Annotated in this window: 14 protein-coding genes and 2 pseudogenes; 5 read left to right on the top strand and 11 right to left on the bottom strand. The window is 65.6% G+C overall.

Annotated features, from left to right (window positions below; translation table 11 throughout):
* Positions 1–21: 21 nt before the first annotated feature.
* Positions 22–1,002, bottom strand: a complete 981-nt coding sequence (locus tag A5775_RS01325) for a nitroreductase family protein (protein WP_067246342.1) — start codon at positions 1,000–1,002, stop codon at positions 22–24.
* Between the two features lie 141 nt (positions 1,003–1,143).
* Between A5775_RS01325 and A5775_RS01330 the strand changes: the two genes are divergently transcribed.
* Both A5775_RS01330 and A5775_RS01335 read left to right on the top strand, forming a co-directional pair.
* Complete coding sequence (locus A5775_RS01330; RefSeq protein WP_067246151.1) at positions 1,144–1,875, top strand: metalloregulator ArsR/SmtB family transcription factor; 732 nt, start codon at positions 1,144–1,146, stop codon at positions 1,873–1,875.
* Positions 1,868–2,299, top strand: a complete 432-nt coding sequence (locus A5775_RS01335; RefSeq protein ID WP_067246154.1) for a group III truncated hemoglobin — start codon at positions 1,868–1,870, stop codon at positions 2,297–2,299. Before A5775_RS01330 ends, A5775_RS01335 begins: the two co-directional genes overlap by 8 nt.
* A 93-nt stretch (positions 2,300–2,392) precedes the next feature.
* Here A5775_RS01335 and A5775_RS24520 read toward each other — a convergent pair.
* The 4 genes and pseudogenes from A5775_RS24520 to A5775_RS01350 all read right to left on the bottom strand — a co-directional run.
* Positions 2,393–2,548: pseudogene (locus A5775_RS24520) on the bottom strand (succinate dehydrogenase/fumarate reductase iron-sulfur subunit); the annotation flags it as partial.
* A gap of 29 nt (positions 2,549–2,577) precedes the next feature.
* Positions 2,578–3,078, bottom strand: a pseudogene (locus tag A5775_RS01340) (cbb3-type cytochrome c oxidase subunit I); the annotation flags it as partial.
* 23 nt (positions 3,079–3,101) lie between these two features.
* The gene (locus A5775_RS01345; protein ID WP_067246161.1) at positions 3,102–3,482 is read right to left on the bottom strand and encodes a cupin domain-containing protein; all 381 of its coding nucleotides are present in this window, start codon (positions 3,480–3,482) and stop codon (positions 3,102–3,104) included.
* A gap of 77 nt (positions 3,483–3,559) precedes the next feature.
* A complete protein-coding gene (locus A5775_RS01350; protein WP_369827754.1) occupies positions 3,560–5,443 on the bottom strand; it encodes a molybdopterin-dependent oxidoreductase in 1,884 nt (627 codons plus the stop codon).
* Positions 5,444–5,480: 37 nt separating this feature from the next.
* On the opposite strand from A5775_RS01350, the gene fdxA reads away from it, so the two are divergent.
* Positions 5,481–5,828, top strand: a complete 348-nt coding sequence (gene fdxA / locus A5775_RS01355) for a ferredoxin (RefSeq protein ID WP_067246165.1) — start codon at positions 5,481–5,483, stop codon at positions 5,826–5,828.
* A gap of 142 nt (positions 5,829–5,970) precedes the next feature.
* Positions 5,971–6,216, top strand: coding sequence for a hypothetical protein (locus A5775_RS01360; protein WP_231995088.1), 246 nt, complete (start codon positions 5,971–5,973; stop codon positions 6,214–6,216).
* 174 nt (positions 6,217–6,390) lie between these two features.
* On the opposite strand, the gene A5775_RS01365 is transcribed toward A5775_RS01360, so the two are convergent.
* The 4 genes from A5775_RS01365 to A5775_RS01380 form a co-directional block, all read right to left on the bottom strand.
* The gene (locus A5775_RS01365; RefSeq protein WP_067246168.1) at positions 6,391–6,858 is read right to left on the bottom strand and encodes a GreA/GreB family elongation factor; all 468 of its coding nucleotides are present in this window, start codon (positions 6,856–6,858) and stop codon (positions 6,391–6,393) included.
* A 120-nt stretch (positions 6,859–6,978) separates the two neighbouring features.
* Positions 6,979–8,184 (bottom strand): FAD-binding oxidoreductase, encoded by a 1,206-nt coding sequence (locus A5775_RS01370; protein ID WP_067246349.1) that lies wholly within the window; start codon positions 8,182–8,184, stop codon positions 6,979–6,981.
* Positions 8,185–8,431: 247 nt separating this feature from the next.
* Complete coding sequence (locus A5775_RS01375; RefSeq protein WP_082952833.1) at positions 8,432–9,058, bottom strand: hypothetical protein; 627 nt, start codon at positions 9,056–9,058, stop codon at positions 8,432–8,434.
* 180 nt (positions 9,059–9,238) lie between these two features.
* Positions 9,239–10,762, bottom strand: a complete 1,524-nt coding sequence (locus A5775_RS01380; RefSeq protein WP_067246172.1) for a CdaR family transcriptional regulator — start codon at positions 10,760–10,762, stop codon at positions 9,239–9,241.
* A gap of 304 nt (positions 10,763–11,066) precedes the next feature.
* Here A5775_RS01380 and A5775_RS01385 point away from each other — a divergent pair, with 304 nt between their 5' ends.
* Positions 11,067–12,164, top strand: coding sequence for a 3-keto-5-aminohexanoate cleavage protein (locus A5775_RS01385; RefSeq protein ID WP_067246175.1), 1,098 nt, complete (start codon positions 11,067–11,069; stop codon positions 12,162–12,164).
* Between the two features lie 27 nt (positions 12,165–12,191).
* On the opposite strand, the gene A5775_RS01390 is transcribed toward A5775_RS01385, so the two are convergent.
* Complete coding sequence (locus A5775_RS01390; RefSeq protein WP_067246355.1) at positions 12,192–12,998, bottom strand: slipin family protein; 807 nt, start codon at positions 12,996–12,998, stop codon at positions 12,192–12,194.
* Positions 12,995–13,621 carry a hypothetical protein gene (locus tag A5775_RS01395; protein ID WP_067246179.1) on the bottom strand — a complete coding sequence of 209 codons (627 nt, stop codon included), beginning with the start codon at positions 13,619–13,621 and terminating at the stop codon, positions 12,995–12,997. Before A5775_RS01395 ends, A5775_RS01390 begins: the two co-directional genes overlap by 4 nt.

A 13,621-nucleotide genomic window follows, 5' to 3' on the forward strand; every position in this document is an offset into this window, starting at 1 on the left:
CAGTGGTCGCTGGGGCGAGACTCAGCCCGTCAGTCGCAGCACTTCGGCGAGCGCGCGCCGCGGCGTGGGCGGCGGCGCCGCGTCGAGCGCCGGCGCGACGCCCACCCGGATCAGGACCTGGGGCAGGTCGGTGTGATCCGTGAGCGCCGCGAGCAGTTCACGGCTGACCGACAGTTCGGTCAGTTGCGACACCGGGCAGGTGGCCAAGCCGGCCATCGTGCATTCCAGGAGGACGGCCGACAGCGCCTCGCCGCACGCGACCGCGTTGGCGTGGCTGTCATCTTCGGTGGACAGCATCAGGATCTTCGAGAAATCCCGGGTAATCCCGGCGCGCCTGTCCGGGTTGCGGGTGAAGGGGAAGTGGCGATTGACGCCCACCCGATCCGACTCGGCGGCCGACACCAGGGAGCTGTAAGGGATACCTTCTGACACTTCGAACGGCGCAGTCCACCAATCGAGTTCGACATGATACGAGGAGTCATACAGGCGCAGCGATTCGGTGAATTCGGCCGCTTGGGCCAGGCGCGGACGCATCTCCTCCGGTAAGACGTCCAATCGCACCGCGTCAGCATCGATCCTGCCGCGCAGCAAGGCTTCGAACGATTCCCAGTCGACCGGCGCGAGGAACGGGAGCCGATCGGTGCGGCGTTTCAGGATCGCGTCGGCGCGGCGACGCTGGTCGTCGGTCACGCCGTCCGCGGGGGCGAACGTCACCCTGGCCAGGTGCGCCGGATTGTCCGGATGGGGAAATCGTTCGACCTCGGCGATCCAGCCCGCGGCGGCCATCGCCACCCGAAGGTGTTCGAGCGCACCGCCGCAGCCGATGTGGGCCTCGCGCATCGATCGATCCGCGAGTACGACACGGGTCACATCCAAAAACAGGTCCAGCCCAGCGCCGTCCGCCACCCACCGCCACGGTTGGGTGTTGTACAGCGACGGGGCGCGGCAGGCCAACTTGACCGCATTCTTGATGACCTTGGCATCGACCTTGGTATCCACCATGGTGTCCAACATGGCGCGCCTCCGGTTCTCTGCTGCCCCAACGTCATTCGCTACCGGAGACATCTCGGGCTTGCAGTGCTATTATTAATGAATAATATCCTCTAAATAGCTAAAAGGCAACCGGACGAGAGGACGGATGGGGTGGGCGAGCAGGACAAGGACGAGGCCGGACGACCGCACCGCGCGGGGCACAACCGGCAGCGCCAACGGGTACTTGAGCTGGTGCGTGAGCACCACGAACCGGTCGACGCGGCCGAACTCGCCGCCCGGCTTGGGCTGCATACGACGACGGTGCGCTTTCATCTTGACGCGTTGTGCGCCGACGGACTGGTCGAGCGCACCCGGATCACGCGCGCCAGGGTGGGCCGTCCCCGCACCGGCTACCGTGCGGTGCGCGAGCGGCTGGACTATCGAATCCTGGCCGAGATTCTGGCGCTGGAACTCGGCGATACCGCCGAAAAGCGCCGCCGCCGCGCCGAAGCCGCCGGCCGGCGATGGGCTGAGCGGATCTCAGAGAACGCCCCGAATCAGGATGAGGCGCCGCAACCAGTTCCAGGTGCTGCAGCCGGCAAAACGGTTGACGAGCGATCAGCGATGATCACGACGGTGTTCGACCGCATGGGATTTGGCCCCGAGTTGGTTCCGGTGGAGAAGTCGAGGCCCGGCAACCGGCGGACCATTCGCCTACACAGCTGCCCGGTCCGTGATCTGGCCCGTGATCATCCCGAGGTGGCGTGCGCCTTGCACCGGGGGCTGCTGCAGGGACTGGCCGGCTCGACGGAGCCGGTTGGTGCGGCGCCGCGGATGCAGGCCGCGCTGGAACCGTTCGTCGAACCCGAATTGTGTCTTGCCAGGGTGATCGCGCATGACTGAGTCGTCGGCCCCGGTTGGGGCTGCAGATCTGGCCACCCGTTCCGACGTCGAGGCACTCCTGCGCCGGTTTTACGGACGTGTGATGGTTGACGACGTGCTCGCCGAGCCATTCGCGGAGGTGCGGAGCAAAGGCCTGGAGGCGCACATCCCGGTGATGGCCGACTTCTGGGAGACCGCGCTGTTCCGCGCCGGGCTCTACCGCGGCAGCGCCTTGCACGTCCACCGGCGCGTCCATCAACGAATCCCGTTGAACGGCAGTCACTTTGTCCGCTGGCTGACGATGTGGAACGACACCGTCGATGAGATGTTCCGGGGACCCATCGCCGAACGCGCGAAGATCCAGGGCACCAGGATCGCCTGGGCCATGCACCGACGGCTGACGGGTGCGGACACGCCGGAACTCGACACCCTGGTGGCGCGATGACCGCCGAGGGGCGCACTACCGGCGAAAGAGCTTGCGCCCCAGCCAGATCGCATGGTCGTATCTGCGGCCGGTGACGAGTGCCGAGCAGGATTAACATTTGCCCGCTTTGCAGTTCCAGCGCACCGCGAGATCGGGGACTTGCGTGGCTTGCAGCCGGTGGATGACGTCAAGCACGACCTCGCCCTCGTTGACCTCGACGGAGAACTCGCGGAGTTCGCCGCCCTGCTCGTCACCGCGCCACACGCGGATATCCCGTTGTAAGTCATCACATTCCTTCGTCAGAGCCTTTCACGTTCGGCGCCGGCATCGCCGCCCACATCGTGCCCGACGTGTCGCTCGCTGCGCATGCGTTCGATCATGTGCGGATAGTGCAGCTCGAAGGCGGGTCGCTCGGAGCGGATGCGGGGCAGCTCGATGAAGTTGTGCCGCGGCGGTGGGCAACTGGTGGCCCACTCCAGCGAATTACCATGTCCCCACGGGTCATCCACCGTGACCGGTTCCCCGTAGCGCCAACTCCTGAACACATTCCAGACGAAGGGCAGTATCGACGCGCCCAGGATCAACGCGCCGATGGTGGAGACGACGTTCAACGCGGTGAAGCCGTCGGTGGGCAAGTAGTCCGCATAGCGGCGGGGCATCCCCATGTTGCCCAGCCAGTGCTGCACCCTAAAGGTGGCGTGAAAGCCGATCAGGGTCAGCCAGAAGTGCAGCTTGCCCAGCCGTTCGTCGAGCAACCGACCGGTCATCTTGGGGAACCAGAAGTAGACGCCGGCGAAGGTGGTCCTCCACTATGGGGGCAGGCTCACCACTTTTGGTTCACGGTCAGGTAGCGAAGTCCGTCGGGGCCCGCGGTGAATTGCGGCCGCGACCGGCGTGGCAGCCATAACAACGCACCGGGGGCCAGCTTGATCGTGCCCTTTTCGGTAGTGAGCCGACCGCTCCCGGACAGCACGTGGATCAAGACGTCGACGTCGAGTTCGGCTGCGGTGGCGGTGTCGATTTCGCCGTTGGGCGGCATCGTGATGACATTCCAGTCGAGCTCGCGTTTGCCGACACCGGATCTCCTGTCCACCCCGGCGTTATCCGACGATTCCGCCACCCACGGGTTGGCGTAGGTGGCCAATCCTGTGGGTCGGTTGCCGGACCTGGGGAGCCGCCGGACGTCGAGTTCGTTGTCGGCCATAGGTCCGCCCTTTTCGTAATTATTACAAGTGCGATTGTATAAACACTACGACATGGGCGCGCATTACGGAAGAGTGATCAGATGGTTTGGTGACGCCCGAAGTACTCGTGGTCTTCGTTGTATCCGCCGTACCCGCCGCCCAGCTCGGAGTAGTGTGCGATGAACTCAATGCCCTTGAGCCACTTCACATGCCGGAAACCATGTTGGAGTTCATTGCGCAACCGCAGCGGCGCCCCGTGGCCGTAGCTCAGAGGCTCGCCGTTCATGTCGTAGGCCAGCATGGTCAGGTGGTGGCTCATCTGGTCGATCGGGTGTGCGACGTAGTAGACACCGCCGTCGGCGCCGGCCCCGAGCGAGTAGAACACCACCCATTTGGCTTCGGGCAAGGGTTTGACGATGTCCATGATCGTCTGCATCGACACGCCACCCCATTTGGCGACACCCGACCAGCCCTGGATGCAGAAGTGTTGGGTGATTTGCTCGTGGTATGGCAGGTGATGCAAATCGGCCAGCGCCAACTCGGCCGGATGCTCGACGAGGCCGTAGATGCGCAGCCGCCAATCCACGAAGTCGTTTCTCTCTAACTCTTTGTATTCCACGGTTTCCGGGTAGGTGCCGTTGTGCCACAGGTACGGTGAGATGTCCTTGTCGGTGAACGCGCCGGGCTTGGGGTTGCTGCGCTCGAACAGCCGCTGCAGCGGCCCGACAAGTGCGTAGCCCACCCGCTGCACTACGCGGGGGTGGCGATAGGTGAGCGGGGTGGCGGCCACCCAGCCGACAGCGACGACCGTCATGGCCACGGTAAACACCGCGAACCCGATCCAGCCGTCGTCGTCGCGGGCGGCGAACATGTGGTTGAGGTTGCGCAAAGCGTCGGTGGTGAAGACGAACGTGACGTGGACGACGATGAACGACACAAAGTACGCCAGCACCAGGAAATGTAGCGAGCGGGCGGCCTGGATGCTCAAACGCTTGCTGATCACGGTGAAACGCATCGAGAGGGCGGGCGACATCCCGAGACCGGTGATCACGGCCAGTGGTGCGGCGATGAAGACCGTGGTGAAGTACGCCAACAGCTGTAAAGCGTTGTAGGCCACCCAGGTGTTGTCGTGCGGCCAGCTCAGCGAAAGATATTGGATCGCAACCGATGCCGCGTCCGGGAACACGTCCCAGCTGGTCGGGACGATGTGTCGCCATTGGCCGGTGGCGAATAGCAGCACGTAGAAGACTGCACCGTTGAATAACCACAAGACGTCTATGCCAAGGTGCCACCATCGCGCCAGCCCGATCGAGTGACGAATACCCGGCAGCCCCAGCTGGCCTGGCAGCGCGACCGAATCGTCCTTGGCTGTCCACAGCGGGTCATCCGGTACCGGCTTCGCCACGCGCAGCCACTCGTCCTTGCCCGGGGTGGAGTTGCGCCTGAAGTAGAGCCGCGGATGGTCGCACAGGATTTGAATTCCGGACCGGATGATGAACGTCATCATGAACAGGTTGAAGAAGTGCGTCCAGCCCACCCAGGCGGGGATGCCCGGGCCGACCCCGGAAGACGCCCGGGTGCCCGGATGTCGCTGAATGAATGTCTGCACCGCCGGCATGTTGTACAGGCCTTTGCCCACCGCCACCGCCGCGAGCAGCAAGACAAACCCAATGGGAATGAGCCACAAAAGATTTAGCCACCTGTCGCGACCGATACGTAGCCGCGGCGCGATCGCGCGCTTGTCTTCCAGCCCGCCCGCCCAGGTATACGGGTCGACGATGTCCCCGGCCGGCAGCAACTCCGTGCGGTAGCCCACGCCCGGACCCTGCTCGTCGACGTCGTCGTAGGGGGCGAGCCGGTGACCGTTGCGCTGGGTAGTCGCGGCGGCGCTCCCCGACGACTCGAGCCTTCCATCGGCGTCGTGAGCACCCTGCGAGCGCCGAGAAGAAGTTACTTTGTCGAACATGGGAGACCACTCCATCTAGTTTATACAACCCACCTTGTGTAAACTCTACGGCATGGCATATGTGATCGGAAAGCCATGCGTGGACGTGATGGACCGGGCGTGCGTCGAGGAGTGTCCGGTCGACTGCATCTACGAGGGTGGCCGGGCGCTCTACATTCATCCCGACGAGTGCGTGGATTGCGGGGCATGCGAGCCTGTTTGCCCCGTCGAGGCGATCTACTACGAGGACGATCTCCCCGAGGAGTTGCAGCCCTATCAAGCGGACAACGCCGCATTCTTCACCGAAACGCTCGAAGGCCGTGACGAGCCGTTGGGGTCACCGGGTGGCGCCGCCAAACTCGGCCCGTTGGGCGTCGACACACCGCTGGTGGCCAACTTGCCCAAGCAAGAACCTGAGTGAGCGTGATCGCCAGGTCGCCAGAGGAGCCCTTCGGCCGCCGTCGTGATGCGCTGCGGATCCCCACGGATAAGCGGCAACGGACCTAAGCTGCAAGGACTCTCGATGATGAACGCCCAACGGCGTCGAGGTCATCTTCGCCATCGTGCTGGCGGCGGTGATGCTGGCGAAGCCTCCCGCGGCAGGGGTCGTTACGGCATTGCTGGCCGCCTTTGCGATGCTCGCAGGGCAGTTGATGGTGGTGCGCCCGTTTTTGAACCGGCGCTCCGCCAAGGTTCTTGCCGGCCTGAATGCGGCGCGCTCGCGCGGTCACTACGCCTACGTGGGTCTAGAGGCCATCAAGGTGATCGCGCTGATGGTCACGGGTGTGCTGGTGCTCGTCTCCGTGTGACGTGAAACCTAGTCTCTGCGAGCGGTTTTGAAGCCCGTAGCGCCCGAGCGAGCCCTGGGCCCCATGGGACATCACCTTCGCCCATACGCGACGGCCATCAGCAGGAAAATCGCCGCGATCAAAAGAAACATCGCCGAAAACGGGTCGATCAGATCGAACATCATGGGATCGCCATCAGCTGAGGCCGGCCAGGTGAACGCCGTAGGGAACGGCCTTCAGGAGTGTGACGGTGAGCGCGACACCGCTGGGCAGGGTGTAGGTGCGCTGCTCACCGGGACGTGCACCCGCGATGGCGGCGCCCAGCGGCGATCGGATCGAATAGACCTCCATGCCACCGTATTCGGCACCGCGCACGCTGAACAGGAATGTTTCGACTTCACCGGTGTCGTCGTAGCGGATGGTCAAAACCATGCCCGGTTCGGCGATCCCGTCATCAGGCGGGTCCTCACCGACGACCGCATCGACCAGCAACTCATGAATCCGTCGAATGCGGATCTGCCACGCACGCTGGACAGCGATCGAGTTTTCGTCGGTGGCGACACCAACAGCGTTGGTGTCACACAGTTCCCGCAGAGTGGCGAGTTCCCGCTGGAGCCGCCCGTAGGCTTGCGGCGAAATCCATGCGGGTTGTGTGCTAGTCATATCGGTTCCCTTTCTTCTGACAGCGTTCGGGTGCACTCGAGAACTGCGGTGTCGCAGAGCCATTACGGGGAGGCTGTTCCCGACGACGCGAAGCCCTCGGGGGACTTCACCGTTTCGGGGTTATCGGATGGCGTTGTCGAGGGTCCGGTGCCGCGGATCGAACTCGGTCAGAGCCTGGGGCTGCGTGCCGACGGTGATCTGTTCGGCCAACAGCCGGCCGGTGACCGGGCCGTGCACCAAGCCCCACATGCCGTGCCCGCCGGCCACGTAGACGCCCTGCGTCAGCTCACCGATCAAGGGGCGGCCATCGGGGGTGACCGCACAGCCACCCATCCAGAGGTTGCTGCGCGCGGCCCAATCCACCCCGTCCAGCAGGGGACCGGCCGCAGCGGCGATGGCCTCCACGCGTTTGCGCGGGTGTGGTTCGTCGCAGCGGCGGGCCGCAAGGGCGCCCGAAATACGCAGCGCGCCCTTGTACGGCGTGCACGCCACCCGAATGTCCGGCAGGTAGATCGGCCCCAACATCGGGCGTTGCACCGGCACCGTGAACGAGTAGCCGTGTTGGGCCTGGACCGGGACGCGCAGCCAGCGGCCGGCCAAGCGGGACAACCGGTCGCCGGTGGCGATCACCGCGGCGTCGGCGGTCAGCGGGTTGCCGCGGCGCGGGTGCACCTCGACGCCGCCGCCCGAGCCGCGAACATCGTCGATTTCCAGCCTGAGCATTGCCGCCCCGCGGGCCGTCACCGAGCGGCCCAGGGCTTCGACGAATCGGCCAGGGTCGATGAAGCGCTGGCCGTTGATGTTCAGCCCGGCGGTGACGTCCGGCGCGGCCAGGGGCACCTGCTCGCGCAACGCCTCGCCGGATAATGCCGTGACATACATTGGCTGGCCGGCGTTTTCGAGCTCCCGCAGCATTTCCAGCATGCGCTCCGCTTCGCTGGTGCCACGGAACAACGCGGTGATCGGCGCGTCGGTTACGGGTGCATCGACCCCGTGGGCGAGGAGCACATCGAAGGCTTCGATGCAGTCCTCGTTGAGCGCCACGGCGGCCCTCAGGGACGACGGCATGTACGCCGGCGCGGCCGGATCGTTAAATGCCTGCAGGTCGTCGCGCAGCACACCGGAAGAGTGGAACGGAAGGGTCAGTCCCGGAGCGATCCATCCTGCGTTGCCCCATGACGCACCCGCCGCAACGCCCGTGCGGTCGACCACCGTGACGTCGACTCCGCGTTCCTGTAGGAACCATGCCGTGGACAATCCGACGATGCCGGCGCCCACCACAATCACCGATCTGGGCCCGCCGTCAATAGGTTCGACGCCACCCATCGCGCACCTCCGCAGTTGATCTTTCTGATTGGTGATCTCCATGGTGGTGTGTCCGGGTGCCGCCGTGTTTGCCGGAAACCGACAACGCGGGTGTGGGCCGTTGTTCCGAACCGACAATGCCTTTGCTGCGGCGGTCTGACCGAAGGCCGCTTCGGGACCGGTGAGAGCGTCCGCGCCGGAAAAGGCAGACCCCCGCAGGACTCGCCTACGGGGGTCTGTGAAACAAGTTGGGGCTGTAGCCGTTATCTCACCGATGCCCGACGAGGTTGTCGAAGTCCCGTTGCCATCTGGCGTAGCGGGACCGGTCGAGGGCGACACGGGCGGCGCCGAATAAGCCTGCGGCCAACAAACTCATGACCGACCAGGTCGCCACCGCGAACGCCACGCCCGCGTCGACGGCGGTCCGCACCGGCGGGCGCACCGGTGCACCCTTGTCGTCGACCCAAATTTCAATGTCGTCACCGGTCTTCACGTTCAGCGGGGCGACGACGTCGCCGGTGTGATGGGTCCCGTCGACCGACCATCGGGCAGGCACGGTCACCGTTGGGCTTTCGAGATCCCTGCGCGGGTGGCTGTCCCCGATGGAGGTTGCGGTCACCTGCCGGCGAGCCTGCGCCTGCTCGGCGTGAACGCGACTGCTGGATTCGTGGACGGCGGTGCCCACGGCAGCCCCGATAGGAACCGCCACCAGCGCGACCGCGACGGCCAACACCAACAGCAGCGCCTCCACCCGGTCGCTGGTGCGTATCAGCGGGTTGCGGCCGAACAGCCGCGAGGACAGCTTCCGCGGCAGTGGCAGGGTGAAGCTTTCCATGGCGGCGTCGTCGTCCGGGTCGCCTGCGGGTCGCAGATGCTCGGGACGTTGGGTGCTCATCGGATGCTTCCTATCGACGGGTTGGCCCCGATTCGAGGCACACGGCGGCCCGAAACACGCCGCCATTCGAACCTGGCCATAGCTGGACAACCTCATGATGGCGCTGTTGGTCGCCGCGAGGTTTGCCGCAGCAAGACAACGACGGCACGGCGCTTTGTTGGATTCCGACAGCGCCGGCGGTCAGTCGGTGTCGGTGGCCGCGAGTTCGATCATCATCGCCAACCGCTTTCTGGCGTCGTCCAGCGACAGGGTGGTGATCTCGGCCATTTTGCGCAGCCGGTAACGCACGGTGTTCTCGTGCACGCCCAGACGTTCGCCGGCCTCGGTCGGGTCGCCCTGAGCCTCCAGCCACGCCCGCAGCGTCAGCACGTAGTCGGTGCCGTGGGCGCAGTCATGACGGCGCAGTTCGGCCACCGGCCCGCGGGTCGGTGTGCGCCCTGAGCGTGCCGCGGCACGCAGCCGCTGCAGCAGGATGTCGTCCCATGACTCGTCGTAGGCCGGCGGCGCGGCGGTGGGCGCCATCTCGTGCAGCGCCAGGCATTCGTCGGCCTCCTGGCGTGCGGCGGCGAGATCTGCCACCTCGGCCACGCCACTGACTCCGGCGATCACCGTCACCTGCTCGGGCAGGGCCGCTTGCAAAGCGGCCACCCAGCGCCGCGCCGTCGGCGCGTCCTCGCCGGGAAGCACGGTGTAAACGATATTGCCCGCCAATGCGCTGCGCCCGGGCCGTGACCAGCCGAACCCGGTGGTCGCGCGCTCGAATGCCAAGAGCAACGCGGCATCGCGGTCGGCTCCGACGAACGCCTGCACCGCGATCACGCGCAAACCGTTGTGCGCCAGGCCCAGCCTGCTCGCCACCGTCGAAGCATCGGCGGCGCTTTCCAGCAACCGGATCACCAGCTCGGATTCGACCTGGCGCTCCAGGTCCGCGCTGGCGCGTGACCGCAGCAGGTGCAGGGCCACCGTGTGCGCGCCGTCGGCCAGGGCACTGCGCGACGCGTCGTCCAGCGGTGCCGGGCACGCCACCCACACCGACCCGACCAGTTCTGCGCCGGATCGCACCGCGACCACCATGCGGCCGGTGAAGCCCTGTTCAGGGGCCTTTGCGACAAACAGCGGCTCGTCGGAGACGGCCAGGTGTGCGAGTACTCCCCGCGCCTCGAACAGCGCGCGCAGCGGTTCCGGCGTCTGCCGCCCGAGGATGGTCTCGACCCGGGCCGGATCGGCATGCTGCTGCAGCCTCGAGTACGCGAGCACCCGCAGAAGCCGATCGTGGATGACGACTGCGCTGCCGATCCCGTCTGCCAAACTGTCGGCCAGCGCGAACAGATCGGTTGGGCCGCGCCCAGATTCAGTTTCGCGGCCCTCCAGGACCAGGCCGTAGACCACCGCTGCGACCGCGCTCCAGGACATCGTCTCATCGATGACCATCACCGCGCCGACGCCGGTGTTGCTGTCGAACGTCACCGGTGTCTCACCGTCGCGCAGCACCACCACGACCGCGCGCGCCGACGCGGCCCAGCGCACCGCTTCGTCGAGCGAGCCGGCGCCTATGGCCAGCAATACGTCACCCACCACCGCGCGTTCGGTGGGCGGCTCGTGGACGACCACGCTGCGCAGCTCCGTCGACCGTGGCACCGACGACCAACGCAGTCGGACGCCGTAGCCACCCAGGACGTTCACCAGGCGGTCCAATGTGATCATGCGCCGGCTCCAACGATGGTCAGAAACGAGAGGTAGATGTTCTTCCTATCCTGCCCCCGGGCCACGAGCAACTACCTGAGCGCGGCCGCAGAGCGGAAATGCCGCCCGCGGCGGTCGTCGGCCACGGGCGCAAGCCATTACGTCGCGTCTGGTGTGGCTGTCGACCCGTTCTGGTCAACGCGCGCGACGACGTCTAGACTTTTCACAATATCGATTGTAGAAACGTAGGGCGGGCATGGACCGCGCGGGCCGCTCTCAGCCACCGGCCGGCGATGGACCTCCGCGAAGAAAGGGCAGCAACGCAATGAGTTTTCGCGACGACGGCAAGGTGTACCTCGAAGTCGGGGTCAACGAAGACGCCAGTAAGGACGAAAACCCGAATGTGCCCTACGGCGCCGAAGAGACCGCCCGCAACGTGGTCGAGTGCATTGCGCAGGGGGCCACAGCCGTCCAATTTCATGCCCGCGATGACGACGGTCGGCAGACCTTTGCCGACGACGAGGTCTGCCGCACCGTCTTGGCTACCGCGGCGCGCGACGTCGACCCACTGGCCTACCCGGGCTACGCCGGTAGCCTCGACCACATCTGGGCGCTGGCCGAGCGCCCTCCGGCCGGTGCCGGGTTGCTGCTCGCGCCGTTCACCCCTTCTCAACACATCAAGAGCGTCCTGTGGCTGGAGGACGAGAACCAATTCAAGGCAACCGATTCCGACGAACCGAACGGCTCACATCCGTCATACCCACCCGAACTCGATCGGTTCACCAAGCTGGGCCTGGTGCCCAGCATCGCGGTGTTCAACGCCGTCGACTTACGCTGGGTGATACTGGCCGCCCGCATCGGGATCTTGCGGCAGCCGCTGAAGATCAACTTGTTCTTTTCCGACCGTTGGGTGTCGCATAACGATCCCGACCCCGACGTCCTCGACTTCCTGGTCTCGCGCATCCCGAAGTGGATCGATCACGAGGTCGTCGTCGTGCCGTACGCGATGAGCTCCGCCGAACGGCGCCAAGAGCTTTGGGAGCATGCACTCAATCGTGGGCTCGGTGTCCGGGTGGGCATCGGGGATTGCCCATCGATATCGCGGACCGCCACCAATGCCCAGCTGGTGGACCGCGCGGTCAACCTCATTACCAAGCAGGGACTCACCCCGGCCACACAGGATGACGTGCGCGTCCGCTTCGCCGCGCCCGAGGTGGACGAAAGCGAGTTGGTAAGGGTGGTCGTCAACCGGAATCGCTGTATGGGATGGGGTGTCTGCTACTCGCATGCGCCGGAGATCTACCAGCCCGATGCCGATGGCTACTGTGTCGTCGTCAAGCCCCACGTCGACGCCAGCCTGCTGGAGAAGGCCATCGAGGGCGCGGCGAGCTGTCCGGAACGGGCGATCCGCGTCGAGATATGACAACCGCTGGGCGATGCCCGGTGTGGTTTATGACGGTGGTTCGGGCACAGGCGGATTGGGTTCCGGTGACCGGGGCATGAGCGAGCCCTGCAGGAATGGTGTGAGGATGTCGACGGGCAGGGGGAACACCACGGTCGAGTTTTGGTCGGCGCCCAACTCCAAAAGGGTTTGCAGATACCGCAGTTGAAGCGATGCGGGGTTCTTCGACAGGGTCTCGGCGGCCTGGCGCAGCTCGTCGGATGCCTGTAATTCCCCGCGGGCGTTGATGACTTTGGCGCGGCGTTCGCGTTCGGCTTCGGCCTCGCGTGCCATCGCCCGCTGCATGGATTCGGGGATCTCGACATCCTTGATTTCCACCACCCGGACCTCGATACCCCAGGTCCGGGTCTGCGCCTCGATGATGGTCCGAAGATCGCTGTTGAGATCCTCACGATGGGCCAGCAAGGTATCCAGGTCGGCGCGGCCCAGCAGCGAACGCAATGTGGTCTGGGCGATCTGAGAAGTGGCCACGGCGTAGTTCTCCACGGCGAGGATCGCTTTGAGCGGATCGACCACCTGGAACATCACCACCGCGTTGACCCGGGCCGGCACGTTGTCGCGGGTGATCACTTCCTGGGGTGGGATGGTCAACGTCACCACCCGCTGGTCGACCCGAATCATCTTGTCTATCAGCGGAATCAAGCACCGCAGCCCCGGCTGGTACAGCGGGCGGGCATGGCCCATCCGGAACACCACACCGCGCTCGTACTCGCGCACCACAGCCAGCGAGGCGAGTGCCAGCACAACCAGCAGCACCGCTACCGTCCCCCCGACGACAAGCAGCAGCGTGATCACGGTGCGGTGTCCTTCTCCGATCGGTTTGCGCCCCATCGGGTCGAGTAGCGGTCGACCGCGATTGCCACCTGGTCTTCCATGCCGGTGCGGTGCGGCAGGTGTTCGGGAGGGTTGGACGGGGTTCGCCGCAAATGACCGGCCAGCGGCAGCCCCGCGGCCAGCACGACGGCTATGACGCCGATCAGTACCAGCAGGTCGGCGGGCGAGTGCAGCCGGGCGAGCATGACGAGCGGCATCACCACCCCCAAAGTGGCCACGCAGCAGGCGATACCGCGGTGGAAACGCCCGGCTTCGGAATGCGGCCAGGGGTCGATCTCGCGGCTGATCTCGCGACCGTGCTCTGAGGTCGTACAGGTCGATTTGACCGGGCAGCTGTTGCACACGCTCGGCTTTGCCCGATAACGCATCACCCGGTGCTTCGGATCGAAAGAACTCGGCCACAGCCAGTGATCCTCGGGGCACACCCACGCGTCATGGTCGGCGTGGTAACGGAATTGGCCGCTACGCCACTGCGCAGCGCGCCGCGACACGCCCCGCGCCATCATGTCGACACCCCAGGCGGCGGCCACCAGTGCCAGTGCATACCCGGCAACCAGCCATGCCGCGGCGGTAGGGGATGCCAT

Source organism: Mycobacterium sp. 852002-10029_SCH5224772 (assembly GCF_001667315.1).
Classification (GTDB): Bacteria; Actinomycetota; Actinomycetes; order Mycobacteriales; family Mycobacteriaceae; genus Mycobacterium.